This is a genomic window from Rhizobium sp. BK196 (assembly GCF_014193255.1).
Taxonomy (GTDB): Bacteria; Pseudomonadota; Alphaproteobacteria; order Rhizobiales; family Rhizobiaceae; genus Rhizobium.
This window is the reverse complement of record NZ_JACHZB010000004.1, coordinates 168,891-190,436: the sequence shown is the minus strand read 5'-3', so window position 1 is coordinate 190,436 and position 21,546 is coordinate 168,891. Positions and strand designations below refer to the sequence as shown.

The window sequence follows — 21,546 nt, the reverse complement described above, 5'->3', positions numbered from 1 at the left end:
GCCTCGCGCCAGTTTCACCCCCTAGTTTTTGCAGAGTTCAGTGTGCCCCGATCGCGTGAGTCTCAGCCCTGTCACAAAGAATTAAGGCATGACCAACAGGATATTCTATACCAAACCGTCCATCACCGAGCTTGAGACGGGCTACGCAGCCGATGCCGCGGCGAACGGCTGGGGCGCCCGCTGCTACGACTATATCATCCGTTTCGAGAAGGAATTCGCAGCCTATCTCGGCACCAGCCACGCGATTGCGACGTCGAGCTGCACCGGCGCCATGCATATGGGGCTTGCGGCGCTCGGCATCGGGGCCGGCGACGAAGTGATCCTCGCCGACACGAATTGGATCGCAACCGCCGCACCGATCAAGCATCTGGGCGCCGAGCCTGTCTTCGTCGACGTGCTGCCGGATACCTGGTGTATCGATCCCCTGGAGGTCGAACGCCACATCACGCCGCGCACCCGCGCCATTATCGCCACCCACATTTACGGCAATCTCTGCGACATGGATGCCCTGCTGGACATCAGCCGCCGTACGGGCATCCCCGTCATCGAGGATGCAGCCGAGGCGATCGGTTCCGCGTGGCACGGCCGGCGCGCCGGCTCCATGGGCATTTTCGGCACCTTCTCCTTCCACGGCACCAAGACGCTGACGACGGGCGAAGGCGGCATGTTCGTGACTGGTGATGCCGACCTCCATGAAAAGGTGCTGACGCTCAGCAACCACGGCCGTGCGCGTGGGCAGAGCAAACAGTTCTGGCCCGATGCGATCGGCTTCAAATACAAGATGTCCAACATCCAGGCGGCGATCGGCTGCGCCCAGCTGGAGCGCATCGAGGAGCTCGTCTCCCGCAAGCGGGATATCCTGGCCGCCTATATGGTGCGGCTCTCGACGCTCAACGGCATTAGCATGAACCCGGAATATACCGGCACGATCAACGGTGCCTGGATGCCGACAGCCGTCTTCCACCCTGCCACCGGTATCACCCGCGAAGTGCTGCAACAGGCCTTCGAAGCCGCCAATATCGATGCACGCGTCTTCTTCCACCCGCTTTCCAGCCTTTCGATGTTTGTGGAAAAGCCGGCCAACATCAACGCCTGGAGCATTCCGGAGCGTGCGATCAACCTGCCGAGTTACCACGACATGAGCGAGGCCGACATCGACCGCGTAGCGGAGACACTGATTTCGATCGTCCGCAGCCATCAGGACAAAAGCGCCGTTCACCTCCGCCAGTCGGCCTGAGCGCAGAATACAGAAGGTTCCAGAGAATTATGACCACCAAGGACGATCGCCTCGAATTCGAAGCCCACAAGCGCGAAATGTCACTCGCGCTCGGCAAGGACGAGGAAGCCTTCCAGCATGCGCTCAATACGCTGGTAGCGCTGGACAAGTATGATTACGCTTATCTCTGGTCCTGGATGGGCGTGCCGATCATCCAGATGCCGGCCGACATCATGGCCACCCAGGAAGTGATCTGGAACACCAAACCCGACGTCATCATCGAAACCGGCGTGGCGCGCGGTGGCTCGATGATCTTCATGGCGTCGTTGCTGAAGGTGATCGGCAAGGGCAAGGTGATCGGCGTCGATATCGACATCCGCGCCCACAACCGCGATTCCATCGAGAAGCACCCGCTTTCTTCGCTGATTACGCTGATCGAGGGACCGTCGACCACTGTCGAGACGCTTGCCAAGGTTAAGGCCGAAATCCCGGCCGGCGCTTCGGTCATGGTGGTTCTCGACAGCGACCACAGCCGCGATCACGTTCTCGACGAGCTGCGCTGCTACGGCCCGCTGGTGACCGAAGGCCAGTATATCGTCGTCGCCGATACGCTGCTCGGCCGTGGAGACATGTCGCAGACGCCGACGAAGCGTTCGAAGATCTGGTATCCGGGTGACGAGCCTTACGCGGCGCTCAATGCCTATCTCAAGGAAACCGACCGCTTCGAAACTGACGAAGCGCTGAACGGCAAGCTGGTGCTTTCCAGTTCGCCGGGCGGCTACATAAGGTGTGTCCGTGGCTGACAAGCGCAGGCTGAGGATTGGGGCGATTTGCTCTGCTGGCGGGGCGCCGTTTTTCACGGCCGCCGACCTGGCGGTGCGGACGTCCTTTCTCGATTACGCTGACCTGACATTGATCACCGATCGGCCGTGCGGCGCAGAAGCCGAAGCCGACAGCCGATCTGTCTATAGACAGCGACTGGAGGAAAAGGATCGCGTCCAATTCAGCACGAAAGCGTGCACGATTCTCAAGGAACGCGGCGTGGATCTGGTCCTCCTCTACTTCGCAAGGCTCATCAGCGCCGAACTTTTTTCAGTCATCCCTTCGCTGAACGTGCACCCGTCGCTTCTTCCGGCTTTTGCCGGAATAAACGCACTCAAACAGGCAGTGCAGTATCCAGTTCCGATTATCGGTTCGACACTGCATGCCGTCAGTGCCGGCGTCGACGACGGCTCCATTGTGGCGCAGGTTGCAACGCCCGCGCTCGGAACCTTCACTGCCGACGAACTTGGGCCATTGTCGTTTCTACACAAGGTCTATCTAACGCTTTGCGCGATCGATCTTGTTGCCAATGACTTGCTTGTCATCAAGCCGGCCTCCGAAACTGTGGTCCTGTCCGAAGGACTGCGCGTTACGGCGTCTGCCGCGCCTGCGATTCAAACACCGTCTCTCCTCTCGGCATTCTCCGATTTTCAAAAGACACGATCAGCTCTCGAAGGGTATCTGGTCCCATGACCGCCGTTGTCATTACCCAACCGATGCTGTTTCCATGGCCCGGCTTCTTCGAGCAGTTGATGCTTGCCGACAGTTATATCTATCTTGATGATACGCAGTTCTCGAAGGGCAGCTTCACGAACCGCATCCAGCTTCTGCGTGGTAACGATCGCTGCTGGATGACGATCCCGCTTGCTGGCAAGGGCAGCTTTCAGATGATCTCGGAGCTCACGGCGGCGGGCGACGACTGGAAGGCAAGCCACCGCGCGCTGCTGCGGCAATCGCTGCTGGGCGCGCCCTACATTGACGATGCGCTTTCGATCTTCGACAGCGTTTACAGTCATTCCACTCTGCTGGATCTGCTAATCGCCAGTATCGAGGAGCCTGCCCGCTATCTCGGCATCGGTGCCAATCGGAAGATCGAGAAAACAAGTGAGATGGGCATCGAAGGCACGTCGTGGCAGCGGGTGCTCGACATCGTTCTGAAGGCCGACGGCACCCGCTACCTGACCGGTCACGGGGCAGCGAACTATCTCGACCATGCGGCTTTCGAGCGGGCCGGTGTGCAGGTCGAGTATATGAACTACAGCCGCACACCCTGGCCCCAGCCGGTCGGCACGTTCACCCCTCATGTTTCTGTACTCGATCTCATCGCCCGAATGGGTCCGGAGGCGCGTAGCTGTCTCATCCCGGCCACCGTGGCGTGGCAAGACTTCCTGAAGGAGGAAACGGTAACATCATGACCAACGCAAAGATCACCGACGGCCTGCGTGCCGAATTCAACAGCAACGGGTATCTCGTCATGCGCGGCTTTTACGATCCCGCTGCAGACATCGCGCCGATCCAGGAAGGCATCCGCCAGATCCTTGAAGTGATCTGCAGGAAATACGGCATCGATGCCCCGACCGAAACGACCCATGAGGCGATGACGATCGCCTATCCGATGCTTATCGCCAAGAACCGCGCATGGGGCGGCGAAGTCTATGACGCCGTCAAGCAGATCCCGGCCTTCATGCGGCTCGTTACCAACGCAACCAATGACGAAGCCTTCAGGGGACTGCGTCCGGACAGTGTTCCGGGCATTGCAGCCGGCGGCTACGGTATCCGGATCGACAATCCGGGCGAGGAAAAGTTCCGTGCCCAGTGGCATCAGGAATTCCCATCGCAGCTGCGCAGTGTCGACGGCGTTGTCTTCTGGACACCTCTTCTGCCGGTCACGCAGGACATGGGGCCGGTGCAGATCGCCCACGGTTCGCATGCCGAAGGCCTCGTTCCAGTCTATGAAGACGATGCCGGCGCCGGCAAGACGGGCGCTTACGCGCTGCATCTCGATCGCGCCGAAGAGCGTCTGGCCCGCTACAAGCACGTCGCACCGCTGACGAACCCTGGCGACCTCGTGCTGATGGATTTCCTGACGCTGCATCAGTCGGGCCACAACGTCTCGACCACGCCGCGCTGGAGCATCCAGTTCCGCTATTTCAACTACCTTGAGCCAGTCGGCATCCGCATCGGCTGGAAGGGTTCCTTTGCCGCTGGCGTGAAGTTCGCCGATGTGCTTCCGGAGCTTTCCGTACAGCGCGAGGCAGCAGAATGACGCCCTGCCGCGTTTGCAGCAAGGAGATTGTGTCGCCGGCCTATGAAACGCCGGCGCCGGCCCTCACCTCCATCATGACCCTGATCGACATTTCGACGCGCGTTTACGTCTGCGACGGATGCGGCCACGCACAATGCGACGAGATTCCCGATATCGAAGCCTTTTACGATACCGGCTATCGCATTTCGCTCAACAGTAAGGACCATGACCAGATCTTTGCGGTCAAGGCCGACGGCACGATCGTCTATCGTACGGATCATCAGGCCGAGCTTTCCCGCAATCTGCTTGACCTTCCACATGGCGCCAAACTTCTGGATTATGGGGCAGCAAAAGCCGACACTTTGCGCAAGGTTTTCGCCGCGCGTCCGGATATCGAACCGCATGTCTTCGATGTCTCTGCCGACTACGCACCAGCCTGGGACGGCTGGATTGCGCCTGATGCGCAGGCGACCTACGAGGTCCCAGAGGCGTGGAGCGGCCGTTTCGATGCGGCGATGAGCCATTTCGTGATCGAGCACGTCGCCGATCCGATCGGTTTTATTCGTGGAATCCACAAGCTATTGAAGCCGGGCGGCGCGCTGCTGCTTTCGATGCCCGACGTTTCAGCCAATCCGGGCGACATGACCGTAGCGGATCACGTCAATCATTTCAGCGAATCTTCGCTGCGCCGGGCGCTTGCAGCGGGCGGCTTCGAGGTGGCGACCCTTGACGCCACATCCTTCCCCGGCGCCTTCTTCGTCGTCGCTATCCGCAGCGAAACTCCGGTTAAGCAAGAGCAGGATGCGACCCTCGTCCGACAGGCCGTCGAGCGCGGGCTGGAAATCTGCGAGTTCTGGCGGACTTCGGCCACCGCCCTTGAAAAGCGTGCCGACGACCTTCGCGGACGCAAGGCGGCAATCTATGGCGCCGGTTTTTATGGAAGCTGGATCTTCAGCCGCATCGGCAAAGACGTTGAGGTGACCGCCTTCCTCGACCAGAACCCGAACATGCAGAACGCCGTGCATTTCGGGCATCCTGTCATCGCACCGACGGCGATCGCCGACGATGCGGAAGCACTCTTCGTCGGACTCAATCCGCTGAAGGCGCGGGCCGCGATCGGCAATATGCCCTACCTGCACAAGCCAGGTCTCGAACTTATCTGGCTGGAAGCCTGAAATCAGACAGCCGGCGGCGTATTGCGCCTCCGGCTTCTACCGCACCGGCTGGTAATGGCCGCGCAGCGGCACGCGGCTGTCCATGGATACGAAACCATCACGTTCGCAAACATACATCAGTGTCGGCATGCCTCCGGAGCGGAAGATCTGGTCATACCTGCGGCGGATCTGCACGGTTTCGGTGTGGCAGTCGTACGACTCCTCCACCTTCTTGTCCGGCTGGGCCTTCACGCCCGGAAGATCCTTGTAGGGATAGAGCGGCTGTACGGCCTGCTTGCCGGAAGTCTGCCAGTCTATGGCAGACGCGGGAGCAGCCGAAGCACCGGCAACAAGCGACAGCAGGAGAAGCGCAGCGAACCGCATCACAACCTCTTTCACGGACATCCTTCTTTCGGTGCCCATTTTCAGGATGTAGGAAGATCGAAGCCTGCCATCAAGCAGAAGCGCGGCCGGGTTTGCGGAAATAGCTTCTGATGATCGGATGAGAAAAGAGGCCGGCAAGGATCGCAAAACCTGCGCCGACAGCAAAACCGGCAAGCAGACCGCCGATCAGGCCTGCGATCATGATGACTTTCTTGCTCGGCCCATCCGCCTTGACGGGAACTTCGGCGGGCGAGACGACGCGGATATTGCTTTGGCTCAGGTTCTGCTCTTCGCTGGTCTCACCGGAGCGTTTCAGCACGGCCTCGTAAAGCTCACGTGCGGCAGTCGCTTTGCGCTGCAGCTCGTTCAGCTGCACCTGCTTGTCCGAGGTCGTGGCTTGGAGGGCTTTCTGGACCGCCAGTTCCTTGGCGATATCGTCTTCGGCCTTCTTGGCCTGTTCGTATTCAGCTCTTGCCGAGGTCGCGACCCGCTGGAGTTCGCCCTTGATCTCCGCCCCGATGCTGTCAAGCGATGAGCGGGCTGCCTGAAGGCGCGGATGACGCGAACCCATCTGGCTCTGCAGGCTGCCGACGACTGCGGCTTGGGCGGCATATTGCTGCCGCAGGCTGACGAGCGGCGATGTGCCTGTGGCACCATCCGTCTGACTGCCGGCTACGACATCTTCGACACGAAGATTTGCGGCGGCATCGGCGCGGGCCTTGGCCTGAATGGTCTTTTCCTGGGCGGTGACGAGCAGCGTATTCAGGGAGGAAAGGCGCTGGTCGGAGATCAGGTTGCCCTCGGTCGCCGCCATGTCGTTGTCGGCCCGGAAAGTTTCGACCGCCTGCTCTGCTTCCTGCACCTTCTGTCGCAGATCGTCGAGGCGTCCGTCGAGTGCCGACGAGGTGGTCTCGTAAAGGCCGGATGATGCGCTGCTTTCCTCCTGCATGAAGGAGGTGACGACCTGGTTTGCAAGCTTTGCAGATTTTTCCGGATCACGCGTCGTCGCGGCGAGCGAGACCACGTAGGTGTTATTCTCGCGGGTGATCAGCAGAGCCTTCTGAAGGGTGCCGATGATGGCGGCGCCATCTGTCCTGCCGCCGGTGAATTCCGGATCCTGGTCGAGCTTCATAGCGTCGGCTACGCGGCGCAATACATTGCCCGAGGTCAGGAGCTGAACCTGACTATCGATCAGTGTCGAAATCATTTCCGGCGACGGGGCCGCATTCTGCGAGCCGCTGTCGGCAAGACCGATCTGACGCGGATCGAAATAGAGCGCGGCAACGGCGGTGAATTTCTGCGGAATACGGGGCGCGATCACGGCGCCGGCGGCGGCACCGGCGAGGCAAAGACCGGCAATGATTAGGCGCCGGCTCCAGACGGCAGAGACCGCAGACCTGATATCCAGCAATGGTCCGGCGGCGGCCGGAGCCTGCTCGACTACGGGTTCGGGCGCTGACGGGGGGGCGGAGGGGGCAGGAATATCGCGGCGAGGCGGTTCGGCTGGACGGCTTTCCGAGGCTGTCGGGCGAATCGGAAGGGGATCGGGCTCGGGCGGTGGAGACGAAACGAAATCGGTCGGCCGGATGATCGGGCTGCGCGCACGGCTCCCTTCAGGCGCAGGCTGAGACGACTCAAAACTGCGCCAGGCAGGCAGGCGGCTCACCCTGTTCCCGTCATACTGTTTCATAACACCGCATCCGCCCGGCGAGAAAGCATGGCCAAGCAGGAGCGACTTTAGAAATTCTTAGCTAACGGACCGTTAAGATGGAGGGATCGAAGCCGACGTGGCGACCCTGCCGCGACCCGCGAGGATGGCCCATGAAACGGAAGAGACTGCTGCACAGGCTGCTGGTTGCCGCCGTCATGACCATTTCGTCCACCACCCACGCCGCAGACGCGTCACTTTGCTATTACGGCGTCAATCTGTCCGGTGCCGAGTATGGCGAGCGCGGCGGCGTCTACGGCACGAACTACACCTATCCGACCGAAGAAACGATCAGCTATTTCGCCAGGAAGCGCATGACGATCATTCGCCTGCCTTTCCGCTGGGAGCGGCTGCAGCCGAGGCTTGGCGCACGGCTCGACGATGATGAACTGCAGCGTTTGAAGGATACGGTCGCGCTGGTTCGCAAGCACAAGATGAACGTGCTGCTCGATCCGCACAATTTCGGCTATTACGACAAAGGCCAGGTCGGCAAGTCGCCCGCAACGAATGCGGCCTTTGCCGATTTCTGGGCTCGGCTTTCCGTCGAATTCGCCAATCAGGACGGCGTGCTCTTCGGGCTGATGAACGAACCGCATGACATTCCCGCGACCGACTGGCTGAAAGCGGCCAATGCCGCGATCCGCGGCATTCGAGCGGTCGGCGCGCGTAATCTCATCCTCGTTCCCGGCACGGCCTGGAGCGGAGCGGCAACGTGGGAAACGGATGTGATCGGCGGCGCCAACGGAACCATTATGCTCGGTGTGCGTGATCCGCTCGATTTTTACGCCTACGAGTTCCATCAGTATCTCGATGCGGATTCCTCCGGCACCCATGAGACCTGCGAGGGCGCGAAGGCTGCGACCGATGCTATCGCCAATGTGACTGCCTGGCTGACGAAGAACGGCAAACGCGGCTTCCTCGGCGAATTCGGCGGATCTGCAAATGCGGATTGCCTCGATGGCCTGAAGACCATGCTCGCCACCATGTCCGACAATAGCGATGTGTGGATCGGCTTCTCTTACTGGGCCGCCGGCGAATGGTGGCCGGCCAGCGAACCCTTCAACGTACAGCCGCGTGACACGCCCGAGCGCCCGCAAATGCGCCTGCTTGAGCAGATGGTGGCCAGCCATGCGCCCGTCTGCACAGCGGTAAAGCCTGCGGGGAAGTGACGTGGCAGCAATTGGAGAGACAGGCGCGAGATTTGAAACGGTTGCTGGTGCCGCCAGCCCGGCTTCGCGTCTCGATTACCCGGTCCTGATCCTCGGGCTGCTGTCGGTTCTCTACAATGGAATTCTTGCCTTTATAAACCACAACGTCATGCCGCTTTCGATGACGCATGTGGCGGCCAGCGAAGGCCTGATCATGGCGAGCGCAATCATCTACATCCTGCGCAAAGGGATCTATGAGGAAGACCTTCCGGCCTTGCTGTTCATGCTCTTTACGCTGATCGTGACGGTCTATGTCAGCGCGCTCAATCGCATGGCCTTCATCGATCATTTCCGCAACGTGCTGATCATCTTCTGCTTCACGGGTCTTGGAGGCTGGTGCAACGAGCGGACGCTGAAGCTGATCTTCCGGGTGGCCTGCTTCATGGTGCTGCTCTTCCTGATCTTCGAGATCATCAGCGTGCCCTTCTATGTCAGTATCGTGCATCCCTCGGACTATTTCGCCAACACGCGCGGGCTGAAGCCGCTCAGCTTCAACACGACCGGTCTTTTCCAGAATGCGCTCGGCTTTCCCGGCCGCTTCTCCTTCGGCATCATCGACCATCGCTCGTCCTCGATCTTTCTTGAGCAGGTGTCGCTTGCCAATTTCTGCGGCGTGATCGCGATCTACCTCATTTCGATGTGGGACCGGCTGACGCGGATCGACCGGGCGCTGGCCATTGCGACAGCGCTGCTGATCCTGACGACCAACGACACCCGCACGATGCTGATCTTCTGCATCTGCTGCATCGCCGGTTATTTCGTCTTTCCGAAAATTCCCAAGGCCTTCAATCTGGCGCTGATGCCGCTCATCGTCTGCGCGGGCTTCCTCGTCTACATGAAGGATCCCAATGCGATCGGCGACAATTTCACCGGGCGCATCAATCTGACGATGAAGAAACTGATGGATCTCGATCCGTTGGCGATCCTCGGTCTATCTGTCGATAAAGTCGCCGAATTCGCCGACAGCGGCTATGTGTATCTCGTCTATGGCGCGACGATCTTCGGCGTCATCGCCTTCTGGCTCTTCGTCTGCCTGTTTCCGGCGGGCACGAGCCCGGCACAAAGGCGCTGCGCCCATTCACTTTCTCTTTTCATTTTTCTGAATATGATGATCGGGGGAACGGCAATCTTCTCGATGAAAATCGCCGGCCTCCTCTGGCTTGTTATCGGGTTCATGCGTTTCCGCGACACGCCACGCATCCGGCAGGGTCGTCCGGCAAATGTACTGAGTTGACGAAGCGGGGCGCCTGGGGCGATCCGCGGGAGCCCGTGGGAGCAGACATCAGATGCTTGTCCAGCTGCAATATCTGCGTGCCATCGCGGCGCTGATGGTCGTCTATTTTCACGCGATCCTGCAGCTTGCCAAGGTCAATCCCGCCATCGACGCGACTTCGTTCATCTATGGCGAAACGGGTGTCGATATCTTCTTCGTGCTCAGCGGCTTCGTGATGTGGCTGACCACCAGCGGGCGTGCCATGACGCCGGCCGATTTCGCACGCAAGCGCATCAAAAGAATCGTGCCGCTCTACTGGCTAGCGACGCTGTTTTCCGCGGCTGTGGCGCTTATTGCACCGTCGCTTCTCAAGTCGACAGCCTTCGATCTGCCGCATCTGATGGCATCGCTGCTTTTCGTCCCGTGGATCAACCCGGTCGACCCGACGATGATCGCGCCTGTCATCGTGCCCGGCTGGACACTGAACTATGAAATGTTCTTCTACTTCATCTTCGCGCTGCTGTTGCCGATCCGTGAGGATTATCGCCTGCCCGCCCTGTTCGGTGCCTTCGCAGCCATCCTGATCATCTGCCACCTGCTGCCGGAAACGACGGCCACCAAATTCTACGGCCAACCCATCATTTTCGAATTCCTGGCCGGCGTGGCGCTCGGCTGGCTCTATGGCCAGAAACTTCTGCTGCCGCAGCGATGGGCCTGGGTTCTGCTCGCCGTCGGCTTCGCCTTCCTCTTCATCAACGAGGATCTGGTGCGGCCCGACGGCCGGTATTATGCCTGGGGCATACCGGCGATCTTCATCGTCTACAGCGCTATTTCCATCGATTTTTCAAAACTGCCCTTCGTAGGATGGCTCAACTATCTCGGCGATGCCTCCTACGAGATCTATATTACTCACGCCTTCACACTGGCCTTCCTCAGGATCATCGCCAACCGTTTCCCCGTCGGCGCGCTTCAGCAGCCCGTCATCTTCGTGATCCTCTGCCTCGTCCTCTCTTCCATCGTGGGGGCAATCATTCACGAAATCATCACGCCGCGCAGAAAAGTGCGGATTGCCGGCCGGCCAGCCACCTGACCTGAAAATATCGGAAGGCGAGGACGGGATTTCGAACGGCGCAGGCAGAACGGAATTCCCTGCGGCCTGTCATAAGCTTGCGGCCATGAAAGCAAATGCCGCAGGCATGAAAGTTCGCCTTGCGATTTGTTGCAGAAATGAAAGTTTGCCGGCCTGTTCGCGGCCGCGGCTTTGATCTATGCACGGCCGGCGGCTGAGAAGAGGGAAGAGGATATGACGGACTACGTATTGACGGTCTCCTGCAAGTCGACGCGCGGCGTCGTGGCGGCGATTTCGACCTATCTCGCCGAAAAGGGTTGCAACATCATCGACAGCTCGCAATTCGACGATCTCGATACCGGCAAATTCTTCATGCGTGTCAGCTTCATCTCCGAAGAGGGCGCTACCCTTGCGGAGATCAAGGAGGGTTTCAAGCCGATCTACGAGAAGTTCGGCATGGAGGCCGAAGTGCATGACGGGAGCGAGCGGCTGAAAGTGCTGTTGATGGTCTCCCGCTTCGGCCACTGTCTCAACGACTTGCTCTACCGCTGGAAGATCGGCGCCTTGCCGATCGATATCGTCGGCGTCGTCTCCAACCATTTCGATTACCAGAAGGTAGTCGTGAACCACGACATTCCCTTCCACCACATCAAGGTGACGAAGGAAAACAAGCCGCAGGCCGAGGCCCAGCTGATGGATCTCGTCGAGCAGACCGGCACGGAACTCGTCGTTCTCGCCCGCTACATGCAGGTGCTGTCGGACGCCATGTGCCGGAAGATGTCCGGCCGCATCATCAACATCCACCATTCCTTCCTGCCGAGCTTCAAGGGCGCCAACCCCTACAAGCAGGCCTATGAGCGCGGCGTGAAGCTGATCGGTGCTACGGCACACTATGTGACGGCCGATCTCGACGAAGGCCCGATCATCGAGCAGGATACTGCGCGCATCACTCATGCGCAGAGTGCCGACGACTATGTCTCGATCGGCCGCGATGTCGAAAGCCAGGTGCTGGCGCGCGCCATCCATGCGCATATCCACCGCCGCGTCTTCCTCAACGGCAACCGCACCATCGTCTTTCCCGCGAGCCCCGGAAGCTATGCTTCCGAGCGCATGGGCTAGACAGGCAATCTGCCTCCAACCAAACTCCTGGCAGCCGCAATCTTCCGTTGCCTGTCGGCAAGTGCTTGATTATCTTTTTGTTAGGTAGTCGAATCATGCCGCGGGGGGTGCCATGTCCGAGGAAGCGCTTGTGGACCGCATGGCGCTGCCGCGCCCCGATGTGACGGCGTCCGAAGCCGCTGATATTCTCCTTTCCCATTACGGGCTTTCCGGCTCGCTGTCCGAGCTCGGCAGCCAGCAGGACCGCAACTACCGGCTCGACACGGAAGACGGCCGCTATGTGCTGAAGATCTGCCATGCCGCCTACGAGACCGAGGAACTCAACGCGCAGAATGCGGCGATCCATCATTTGCGCGCCAAGGCGAGTGCGCCGCGTGTTCCAAACGTCATGACATCCACCGAGGGGCAGGAGATCGTTTCCGTCAACGTGCGGGAGCAGGATTATCAGGTCCGTTTGCTGGAATATCTCGAAGGCGAAGGCCTGACGCACCGCACCTATCTGGCGCCGACTTCGATCGCAGCGCTCGGCGCGCTTTGCGCGCGGCTGGCCGAGGCGCTCGCCGATTTTACCCATCCCGGTCTCGATCGCAGCCTGCAATGGGACCTGCGCCGCGCCGGACCTGTGGCCGTGCAACTGCTTTCCTCCATTACCGACAGCGCCGCGCGCGACAGGATCGCCAAGACGATGGTCATGGCCGTGCGCCGGATTCAGCCGCTTGCGCCGTCGCTGAGACTGCAGGCGGTTCATCATGACGTAACGGGCGACAATGTCGTCAGCCGTCCTGATGCGCACGGGCGGCCTGTTCCCGACGGAGTGATCGATTTCGGCGACATCATCCGCGGCTGGCTGGTCGGCGACCTTGCCGTGACCTGTGCCTCTCTGCTGCGTCAGGCAGATGGCGATCCCTTTTACATCCTGCCGGCGGTAAAGGCCTATCACGAGATTTATCCGCTGATCGAGGACGAGCTGAAGGCACTCTGGCCGCTTATCGTGGCGCGCGCGGTGATCCTCGTCGCCAGCGGTGAGCAGCAGATCGCGATCGATCCTGACAATGACTATGTCCGAGGAAACCTGGAGGGTGACCGGCGAATCTTCGATACGGCGATATCCGTGCCGTTCGAACTGATGGAAGCGGCCATCCTGAAAGCGGCGGGTATCGATATTGCCGGTATCGATACGACGGACTGGCAGCCGCTCCTGCCGGAAATCGATCCTGCATCCGTTGCCTATGTCGATCTCGGGGTGCGCAGCCCGCATTTTTCCGATGGAAACTGGCTGGCGACCGATATGGACTGGCGGCTTCTTGCCCGCGCGGCGGCGGAAACGGGGGCTGCGGCGACGCGTTACGGCGAATATCGCCTGTCCCGCGCCGGCCTGCACCATGCAAAAGCCCAGGCGACCTATGCCTTGCACACGGATATCTGCCTTGCAGCGGGCAGCATCGTTGCAGCACCCTTTGCCGGCCGTATCACCTGGTACGACCAGCATCTGGTTCTCACAGGCGCCGATATAAAGCTGCATATCGACGGTATCGAACTTTCCGTCGCTGATGGCAGCGAGGTCGATGCCGGTCAGCTGCTTGGCACGGTTTCCGGCGAGACGTCCTCACTCGGCGGGTTGCGCCTGCAGCTTTGCAGCATCGCCGGCTTCGAGCCGCCGCTCTTTGCGACGCCGCAGCAAGCCGGAGCGTGGTCCGCGCTCTGCCCCTCGCCTTCAATGCTCCTCGGGCCGGATGCCGATGCACCAAAACCTGAAACGGCAGCGCTTCTCAAGCTGCGGCAGGCGCATTTTGCCAGTCCGCAGAAGAATTACTACGAGCGCCCGCCGCAGATCGAGCGCGGCTGGAAAGAGCATCTCTTCGATGTCGAGGCGCGTACTTATCTCGACATGGTCAACAATGTCACGATCCTCGGCCATGGCCATCCGCGCATAGCCGAAGCGATCGGTCAGCAATGGCTGATGCTGAATACGAATTCCCGCTTCCACTATGCCGCCGTCGCCGAATTTTCAGAGAGCCTCGCGTCTCTGGCGCCCGACGGCCTGGATGCCGTGTTCCTCGTCAACAGCGGCTCGGAAGCCAACGATCTGGCGCTGCGGCTTGCCTGGGCGCATAGCGGCAGGCGTAACATGCTCTGCCTGCTGGAGGGCTATCACGGCTGGTCGGTGGCAAGCGACGCGGTCTCCACTTCGATCGCCGACAATCCGCAGGCGTTGACGACACGGCCGGACTGGGTTCATGCCGTCGTTTCCCCCAACACCTATCGCGGCCAGTTCCGCGGGCCGGAATCGACTGCGGACTACCTCGGCAGCGTGATGCCGGTGCTGGAGGCCATCGATGCCAAGGGAGAGGGGCTCGCTGGCTTCATCGCCGAATCGGTCTATGGCAATGCCGGCGGTATTCCGCTGCCCGACGGCTATCTGACGGAGGTCTACCGGCAGGTGCGGGAGCGCGGCGGCCTCTGCATTGCCGACGAGGTGCAAGTCGGCTACGGGCGGCTCGGCCATTATTTCTGGGGCTTCGAGCAGCAAGGCGTCGTGCCCGATATCATCACCATCGCCAAGGGAATGGGCGATGGCCACCCGCTCGGCGCCGTCATCACCACGAAGGAGATCGCCGCGTCGCTGGAGAAGGAGGGTTATTTCTTCTCCTCGGCCGGCGGCAGCCCGGTCAGTTGCGTAGCCGGCATGACGGTTCTCGACGTCATGGCCGAGGAGCGTTTGCAGGACAATGCCCGGGAGGTGGGCGACCATTTGAAGGCGCGGCTGGCGGCACTGATCGACAGCTACCCGATTGTCGGCGCCGTGCATGGCATGGGGCTTTATCTCGGCCTCGAATTCGTGCGCGACAGAGTGACGCTGGAGCCGGCGACCGAAGAGACGGCGGCGATCTGCGACCGGCTCTTAGAACTCGGTGTCATCATGCAGCCGACGGGCGATCACCTGAATGTGCTGAAGATCAAGCCACCGCTCTGCCTGAGCGAACAAAGTGCTGATTTCTTCGTCGACATGCTGGAAAAGGTGTTGCGCGAAGGCTGGTAGATGGCGGTTTTCGCCGTTAACCAATTCGGTCTTTTCGAGGCTTTTCGATTTTTAGCGAAGTGCCCATTGCCGGAATCAAATGAACTTCCTATGTCTGCCTCGGCGATGACGAGAGCATCTCGAACCGTCACATGGATTGCACGAAGGCGTGATAGAATTCTTTCTGCAAACGCAAATGTGATGGAATGAAATTTTCCGGATCGCCGAGATTTTGACACGTTTCGGAATATGTTTCTTACAGGTCATCGACTATTTTCTACTAAGTTTGTAGATTATAGAGATGCTCCTTAACCGGTCCCGGGTTCTGCCGGGATCAATGCAAGTGCAACGCCAACATAAGGATCGAGACATGATTGATATCGAAATTCTCGCCAAAGTCCTTGGGCGATCTGTGCTTGGCAATGACCGTCCGGGCGCCCTCTCCCGCCCGAACTGTCGAATGTGACATTCGTCCTTCCTTTCAACGGTACCAGACAAGTCAATTCGCCATAGCCTGCGCATCCGCGCGGCAGGAGTTCTATGTATGAAAAAAGAAGTTATCGAATATGCAGGCGTCCCTGTCGGGATCGTCATTCCTGATGAAGATCGGCTGAAGTTCATCGCCGTCAAATTCCATGTCCATGATCTCGACGAGCAGCATTTCAGTTCACCCGCCGAGGTGAAGCTTGCCATTCACGATCTTATGACCCGTCGCCACCCGAAGCCGCTTCATGCCTGAGGCGGAACGCGGTTTTGGTTCGACCCGAGGATTTTCGACCGGCCCGGCAAAACGGGCCGGTCTTGTTTTTTGAAGCTATTTGACTTCCTATCGGCACGCCACTCTTCACGACTGGAACCCGTGCTTGTCCGATCTTCTCAATCTCCTTACCGATATCGAAGGCGTCTCCGTCGGCCATGTAACCGATCTCTCGCTTGGTTCCGGCGTCACCGCCATCGTTTTCGATGAAGCGGCAGTCGCCTCCGGCAGCGTGCTCGGCGGTGCGCCGGGCGGGCGCGATACAGCGTTGCTCGACCCCTCGATGGTCGTCGATGCCGTCGACGCCTTCGTGCTGTCAGGCGGATCGGCCTTCGGTCTCGACGCGGCAGGCGGCGTGCAAGCCGGATTGCGGGAGATGGGACGCGGATTCCAAGTCGGCCCGGTGCGGATCCCGATCGTACCAGAGGCGATCCTGATGGACCTGCTGAATGGCGGCGACAAAGATTGGGGCGTGCATTCACCTTATCGCGAGATGGGATATGAAGCCGTCAGGGCTGCCCGCAAGGGTGCTTTCGGTCTCGGTACGATCGGAGCCGGCACCGGCGCGACGACCGCAACCTTCAAAGGCGGGCTCGGCTCGGCCAGTGCCGTCAGCAGCGCCGGGCACCGCATCGCGGCCATCGTCGCCGTCAACGCCGTCGGCTCTGTGACAATTGGCGAAGGCCCCCATTTTTGGGCCGCACCGTTCGAGCAGAATGCAGAATTCGGCGGGCTCGGCCTGCCCAGCCTGATGGACCACAGCCTGCGGCTGAAGGGCGTGAAGACGACGGCCACCACGATCGGCGCCATCGTCACCGACGCGTCGCTGATCAAGGCGGAGGCGCACCGGCTTTCCATCTCCGCTCACGACGGGCTGGCGCGGGCGGTGCTGCCTGCCCACCTGCCGCTCGACGGCGATACGATTTTTGCGGCGTCCACCGGCAAACACAAGCGCAACGACATGGCAAGCCTGATGGAATTGTGCCATCTCGCCGGGATCGTCATGGCGCGGGCAATCGCGCGCGGCGTCTACGAGGCGACGGCGCTTCCGGTGCCGGGTGCGCTTATGGCATGGCGCGACCGCTATGCGGCCGGACGCTGATTGCTTAGACTATTCCGAAGATTGCCTGATGGCGGAGAACGGGTGAATGCAGATTCGGGCGCTGGTGTATTTCGACGAACTGGTGCGAACCAACTCCATGCGCCAGGCGGCTGAAAACCTGAATGTCGCACCGACGGCGATCAGCCGGCAGATCGAGAACCTTGAATACCATTTCGGCGCACCCCTGGTCGAACGCAGCGCCCGCGGTGTGAAGCTGACGGCTGCCGGCGAGCTCTTGGCAGCACGCGCAGGCCGGACGCTGCGTGAGCTCGACCATGTGCAGCAGCTGATTGAGGACCTGAAGGGCTTGCAGCGCGGCCGTGTCAACATCTACGCAAACGGCGCGACCGTTGCCAATCTGCTTGCGCCTGCGCTGGCCGAATTCAGCCTGAAATATCCCAAGCTCCGCTTTACCGTGACGATTACCAGCGCCCGGGCGGCAATCGAAGCCGTCAACAGCGCAGAAGCCGATATTGCGGTGACCCTGTTTGCACCGCCGATGTCCGGCACCAAGGTGCGGCTGCGTTCGGAGATCGCCTATGACCTCATCACCTCGCCGAGCCACCCAGCAGCGACACGTCCGGATATTCCCGTGAAGGAATTGGCCGATTACGCGCTGGCTCTGCCCGATCAATCCTTCGGCTTTCGCCAGGCCTTCGACGCGCTGTTCGAAAAGGAAGGGCTGAGCTTCGATCCGGTTTTTGAGACAAGTTCGCTGGAGATGCTCAAGGAACTGGTGTTGAGCGACGCAGCGGTAACGCTGCTGCCGGCGCTCACCGTTCGCCGCGAGATCGAGGCCGGGCAGCTCCGCGCCATTCCCCTTGCCGGCAAGACCAGCATCCGCACCCATGTTGATCTCTGCGTGGCGCCCGATCGGCAGCTTTCCTTTGCCGCAACGAAGCTTCTCGATTTCATCGAGCGCTTCATGCGCGAGCGATCGGACCGCAAGGCAGACCGCAGAGAGTAAGGTCCACTTGCATTAGGTCATAAATTGCTGTGTAGCTTTTTCGGCTACACCGAGCACACAAAATCGTCATTGTGTGTGCACTGGCGTGGTGTCACTCTATTCGCAAAAAGGATCCGCCCAGCTGCGGAACCAGACAGGGGAACAGGATGATCAAGGTTTCGCTCGCGCCGTCGGCGCGTCTCTTATTACGTCTTTCCATAGGCGTGGCGCTGTCGGCCGGCACCATGATGCTGGCGCTGACGCCCGCCGAAGCCGCCAAAACGACACTCAATCTGGGCATGAGCGTCGAGCCTGCCGGACTCGACCCGACGATTGCCGCTCCTGTCGCGATCGGCCAGGTGACCTGGCAGAACATTTTCGAAGGGCTGGTCAGCGTCGACGAGACTGGCAAGGTGCAGCCGCAGCTCGCCAAGAGCTGGGAGATTTCCCCCGATGGGCTGATCTATACGTTTAAACTGCAGACCGGTGTCAAATTCCACGATGGCGAGGTCTTTGATTCGGCTGCCGCCAAGTTCGCCCTCGACCGCGCCCGCGGCAAGGATTCCGTCAATCCGCAGAAGCGTTTCTTCGCGTCGATCGCGTCGATCGACACGCCGGATGCCGAAACGCTGGTGCTGCATCTTTCCAATCCGACCGGCAGCCTGATCTACTGGCTCGGCTGGCCTGCTTCCGTCATGGTCGGGCCGAAGTCTGCCGATAACGACAAGACGACGCCTGTCGGCACCGGGCCGTTCAAGTTCTCCACCTGGGCCAAGGGCGACCATGTGGAACTGGTGAAGAATGCCGAATACTGGAACAAGGATGGCGCGGCAAAGCTCGACAAGGTCACCTTCCGTTTCATCAACGATCCGCAGGCACAGGCCGCGGCACTGAAATCCGGCGATCTCGACGCCTTTCCGGAATTTGCCGCACCGGAGCTGATGAGCTCCTTCGATGGTGATGCGCGTCTTGCGACCAAGATCGGCAATACCGAACTCAAGGTCGTGGCCGGCATGAACAATGCGCGCAAGCCGTTCGACGACAAGCGCGTACGCCAGGCGTTGATGATGGCGATCGACCGTCAGACGGTGATCGACGGCGCCTGGTCCGGCCTCGGCACGACGATCGGCAGCCACTATACGCCGAACGATCCCGGCTATCAGGACATGACCGGCGTCCTGCCTTACAATATCGAAAAGGCAAAGGCGCTGCTGACAGAGGCTGGCTATCCCAACGGCTTTACCTTCACGATCAAATCACCGCAGATGGCTTACGCGCCGCGTAGTGCGCAGGTGATGCAGGCGATGTTTGCCGAAATCGGCGTGACGATGAATATCGAGCCTACGGAATTCCCGGCAAAATGGGTGAAGGACGTCCTGACCGGCCGCGATTACGACATGACGATCGTCGCCCACGCGGAGCCGATGGACATCGACATCTATTCGCGCGATCCTTATTACTTCAACTACAAGAACCCCGCCTTCAACGACCTGATGAAGAAGGTGCAGGAAACTGCCAATCCGGCAGAACAGGCAAAGATCTACGGCGAAGCCCAAAAGATCCTCGCCGAGGACGTGCCGGCGCTCTACCTCTTTGTCATGCCTAAGCTCGGCATCTGGGACAAGAAGCTGAAGGGACTGTGGGAAAACGAGCCGATCCCCTCCAACGTTCTCAGCAACGTTTCCTGGGACGAGTAGACATCCAATGCGGGCGACGGCTGACAGAGTGATGCACAGAACATGATCGCACTGCTTGCCCGCCGCCTTGCAGGCCTTGTCATTACCCTTCTTGTCGTCTCACTAGTGATCTTTGCCGTCATGGATCTGCTGCCGGGCGATCCCGCTTCGATCATGCTCGGCACTTCCGCCAGTCCCGAAACGCTGGCCGCGCTGCGGCATGAGCTCGGTCTCGACCAGCCGCTCATCCTGCGCTACGGCCAATGGCTTGCCGGCGTCTTCTCCGGCAATCTCGGACAGTCCTACACCTATGGCGTCCCGGTCGTCGGGCTGATCGTCGAGCGGCTAGCCGTGACGCTGCCGCTCGCGCTGATCGCCATCGTGCTCTCAGTGCTGATCGCATTGCCGCTCGGTGTGCTCGCGGCAGCGCGCCGGGGCGGTATCGTGGATGCAACCGCCACCGTCTTCTCGCAGGTGAGCATCGCCGTGCCGGCCTTCTGGGTAGCGCTGCTGCTCATCATCCTGTTTTCCACAACCCTCGGTCTGATGCCGGCAGGTGGTTTTCCCGGATGGGACGCCGGGCCTCTGCCGGCATTGCAGGCGCTGGTGATGCCGGCCGTGGCGCTGGCGCTGCCACAGGCTGGCGTTCTCACGCGCGTCGCTCGGTCTGCGGTGCTCGACACCATGCATGAGGATTTCGCGCGTACCGCCGTCGCCAAGGGGTTGTCGCGCAGCACCGTACTCTGGCGGCATATCGTGCCGAATGCGCTGGTACCCATCCTGACTATCCTCGGGTTGCAATTCACCTTTCTCGTCGCTGGCGCGGTTCTGGTCGAAAACGTCTTCAACCTGCCCGGGCTCGGCAGGCTTGCCTTTCAGGCCTTGTCGCAGCGTGACATCATCGTGATGCAGGATGTCGTGCTGTTCTTCGCGGCCCTCGTCATCGTCATGAACTTCATCGTCGATCTCTCCTATCTGGTGATCGACCCGCGCATGCGAAAGGCGGCATGATGGCATCCATCGTCTCTTCCGCCATCCTTACGCGACGCCGAAGCCTCAGGCTTAGCCGGCGAAAGAAACTAATCACCGGTACGGTCGTCATCGGTGCCTTGGCCGCCATTGCCCTTTTATCGCTCTTCTGGACACCGCTGCCGCCGGCCAAGATGCAGATCATTCACAAGCTGCAGCCGCCGCTTGCCTTCGGCCTGCTCGGCACGGACCAGTTCGGCCGCGACGTGCTCTCCATGCTGATGGTCGGGTGCTGGAATTCGCTGTCGATCGCCGTCAGCGCGGTCTTCATCGGCGGCACGCTCGGTTCCATTGCCGGGATTTCTGCGGCTGCCATCCGCGGCCCCTATGAAACGCTGCTGATGCGCGCCTGCGACGTGATCTTCGCCCTGCCGCCCATCCTTTCCGCCATGATACTTGGCGCATTTCTCGGGCCGGGGCGCTTTACCGCCATCACGGCTATCGCCGTCTTCATGATACCGGTCTTTGCGCGCGTGACGCTCGCCACCTCCTTGCAGGCGTGGAGCCGCGATTATGTTCTGGCAGCGCAGGCGATCGGCAACAGCCGTTTCACGATCTCGGTCCGCCACGTGCTGCCGAACATCGTGAGCCAGATCATCGTGCATGCGGCGATCCAACTCGGTCTTGCGATCCTGACCGAAGCCGGCCTTTCCTTCCTCGGTCTCGGCATGGCGCCGCCGGCACCGACCTGGGGGCGCATGCTGGCAGACGCCCAGACCTTTCTTGCACTGGCCCCGTGGTTGGCGATCCTGCCCGGCCTTGCCATCGCGCTCACCGTCTTCGGCTTCAACATGCTGGGCGACGGGCTGCGCGACCTTTTCGACCCGCGCGAAGCGAGCCGCTGATGTCCTCCCAAGACAAAATGCCCGAAAGACCAGA

Annotated in this window: 19 protein-coding genes; 17 read left to right on the top strand and 2 right to left on the bottom strand. The window is 60.5% G+C overall.

Annotated features, from left to right (window positions below; genetic code table 11):
- The first annotated feature begins 88 nt into the window (after positions 1–88).
- Genes FHT78_RS16085 through FHT78_RS16060 form a run of 6 tightly spaced genes read left to right on the top strand, consistent with a single transcriptional unit; the run spans position 89 to position 5,458 of the window.
- Positions 89–1,237 carry a DegT/DnrJ/EryC1/StrS family aminotransferase gene (locus FHT78_RS16085; protein WP_183745810.1) on the top strand — a complete coding sequence of 383 codons (1,149 nt, stop codon included), beginning with the start codon at positions 89–91 and terminating at the stop codon, positions 1,235–1,237.
- A 29-nt stretch (positions 1,238–1,266) separates the two neighbouring features.
- Positions 1,267–2,019: a CmcI family methyltransferase gene (locus tag FHT78_RS16080; RefSeq protein ID WP_183745807.1), complete on the top strand. Its 753-nt coding sequence runs from the start codon at positions 1,267–1,269 to the stop codon at positions 2,017–2,019.
- The gene (locus FHT78_RS16075) at positions 2,012–2,731 is read left to right on the top strand and encodes a formyltransferase family protein (protein ID WP_183745804.1); all 720 of its coding nucleotides are present in this window, start codon (positions 2,012–2,014) and stop codon (positions 2,729–2,731) included. The genes FHT78_RS16080 and FHT78_RS16075 overlap by 8 nt, the downstream gene beginning before the upstream one ends.
- Entirely contained in the window at positions 2,728–3,453 is a 726-nt protein-coding gene (locus FHT78_RS16070; protein WP_183745801.1) for a WbqC family protein, read from the top strand. The genes FHT78_RS16075 and FHT78_RS16070 overlap by 4 nt, the downstream gene beginning before the upstream one ends.
- Positions 3,450–4,304: a phytanoyl-CoA dioxygenase family protein gene (locus FHT78_RS16065; RefSeq protein ID WP_183745798.1), complete on the top strand. Its 855-nt coding sequence runs from the start codon at positions 3,450–3,452 to the stop codon at positions 4,302–4,304. Before FHT78_RS16070 ends, FHT78_RS16065 begins: the two co-directional genes overlap by 4 nt.
- A complete protein-coding gene (locus tag FHT78_RS16060; protein ID WP_183745795.1) occupies positions 4,301–5,458 on the top strand; it encodes a class I SAM-dependent methyltransferase in 1,158 nt (385 codons plus the stop codon). The genes FHT78_RS16065 and FHT78_RS16060 overlap by 4 nt, the downstream gene beginning before the upstream one ends.
- Before the next feature lie 36 nt (positions 5,459–5,494).
- Here the strand turns inward: FHT78_RS16060 and FHT78_RS16055 are convergent, their stop codons facing one another.
- Together FHT78_RS16055 and FHT78_RS16050 are read right to left on the bottom strand one after the other, a co-directional pair.
- Complete coding sequence (locus FHT78_RS16055) at positions 5,495–5,821, bottom strand: hypothetical protein (protein WP_183745792.1); 327 nt, start codon at positions 5,819–5,821, stop codon at positions 5,495–5,497.
- 70 nt (positions 5,822–5,891) lie between these two features.
- The gene (locus tag FHT78_RS16050; protein ID WP_183745789.1) at positions 5,892–7,511 is read right to left on the bottom strand and encodes a GumC family protein; all 1,620 of its coding nucleotides are present in this window, start codon (positions 7,509–7,511) and stop codon (positions 5,892–5,894) included.
- Between the two features lie 131 nt (positions 7,512–7,642).
- On the opposite strand from FHT78_RS16050, the gene FHT78_RS16045 reads away from it, so the two are divergent.
- From FHT78_RS16045 to FHT78_RS15995, 11 genes are all read left to right on the top strand, one after another.
- Positions 7,643–8,698 (top strand): glycoside hydrolase family 5 protein, encoded by a 1,056-nt coding sequence (locus FHT78_RS16045; RefSeq protein WP_183745786.1) that lies wholly within the window; start codon positions 7,643–7,645, stop codon positions 8,696–8,698.
- Between the two features lies 1 nt (position 8,699).
- Positions 8,700–9,971 (top strand): hypothetical protein, encoded by a 1,272-nt coding sequence (locus tag FHT78_RS16040; protein WP_183745783.1) that lies wholly within the window; start codon positions 8,700–8,702, stop codon positions 9,969–9,971.
- A gap of 52 nt (positions 9,972–10,023) precedes the next feature.
- Positions 10,024–11,040 (top strand): acyltransferase, encoded by a 1,017-nt coding sequence (locus FHT78_RS16035; RefSeq protein ID WP_183745779.1) that lies wholly within the window; start codon positions 10,024–10,026, stop codon positions 11,038–11,040.
- Positions 11,041–11,253: 213 nt separating this feature from the next.
- Entirely contained in the window at positions 11,254–12,138 is an 885-nt protein-coding gene (gene purU, locus FHT78_RS16030; protein WP_183745776.1) for a formyltetrahydrofolate deformylase, read from the top strand.
- Between the two features lie 112 nt (positions 12,139–12,250).
- The gene (locus FHT78_RS16025) at positions 12,251–15,178 is read left to right on the top strand and encodes an aminotransferase (RefSeq protein WP_183745773.1); all 2,928 of its coding nucleotides are present in this window, start codon (positions 12,251–12,253) and stop codon (positions 15,176–15,178) included.
- Between the two features lie 523 nt (positions 15,179–15,701).
- The gene (locus FHT78_RS16020; protein WP_183745770.1) at positions 15,702–15,896 is read left to right on the top strand and encodes a hypothetical protein; all 195 of its coding nucleotides are present in this window, start codon (positions 15,702–15,704) and stop codon (positions 15,894–15,896) included.
- A gap of 124 nt (positions 15,897–16,020) precedes the next feature.
- The gene (locus tag FHT78_RS16015; protein ID WP_183745766.1) at positions 16,021–17,016 is read left to right on the top strand and encodes a P1 family peptidase; all 996 of its coding nucleotides are present in this window, start codon (positions 16,021–16,023) and stop codon (positions 17,014–17,016) included.
- Between the two features lie 46 nt (positions 17,017–17,062).
- Positions 17,063–17,983, top strand: coding sequence for a LysR family transcriptional regulator (locus FHT78_RS16010; protein WP_183745764.1), 921 nt, complete (start codon positions 17,063–17,065; stop codon positions 17,981–17,983).
- Positions 17,984–18,129: 146 nt separating this feature from the next.
- Entirely contained in the window at positions 18,130–19,659 is a 1,530-nt protein-coding gene (locus FHT78_RS16005) for an ABC transporter substrate-binding protein (protein ID WP_183745761.1), read from the top strand.
- Positions 19,660–19,701: 42 nt separating this feature from the next.
- Positions 19,702–20,649 (top strand): ABC transporter permease, encoded by a 948-nt coding sequence (locus FHT78_RS16000; protein ID WP_183745758.1) that lies wholly within the window; start codon positions 19,702–19,704, stop codon positions 20,647–20,649.
- A complete protein-coding gene (locus tag FHT78_RS15995) occupies positions 20,649–21,512 on the top strand; it encodes an ABC transporter permease (RefSeq protein WP_183746495.1) in 864 nt (287 codons plus the stop codon). The genes FHT78_RS16000 and FHT78_RS15995 overlap by 1 nt, the downstream gene beginning before the upstream one ends.
- The last annotated feature ends 34 nt before the right edge of the window (positions 21,513–21,546 follow it).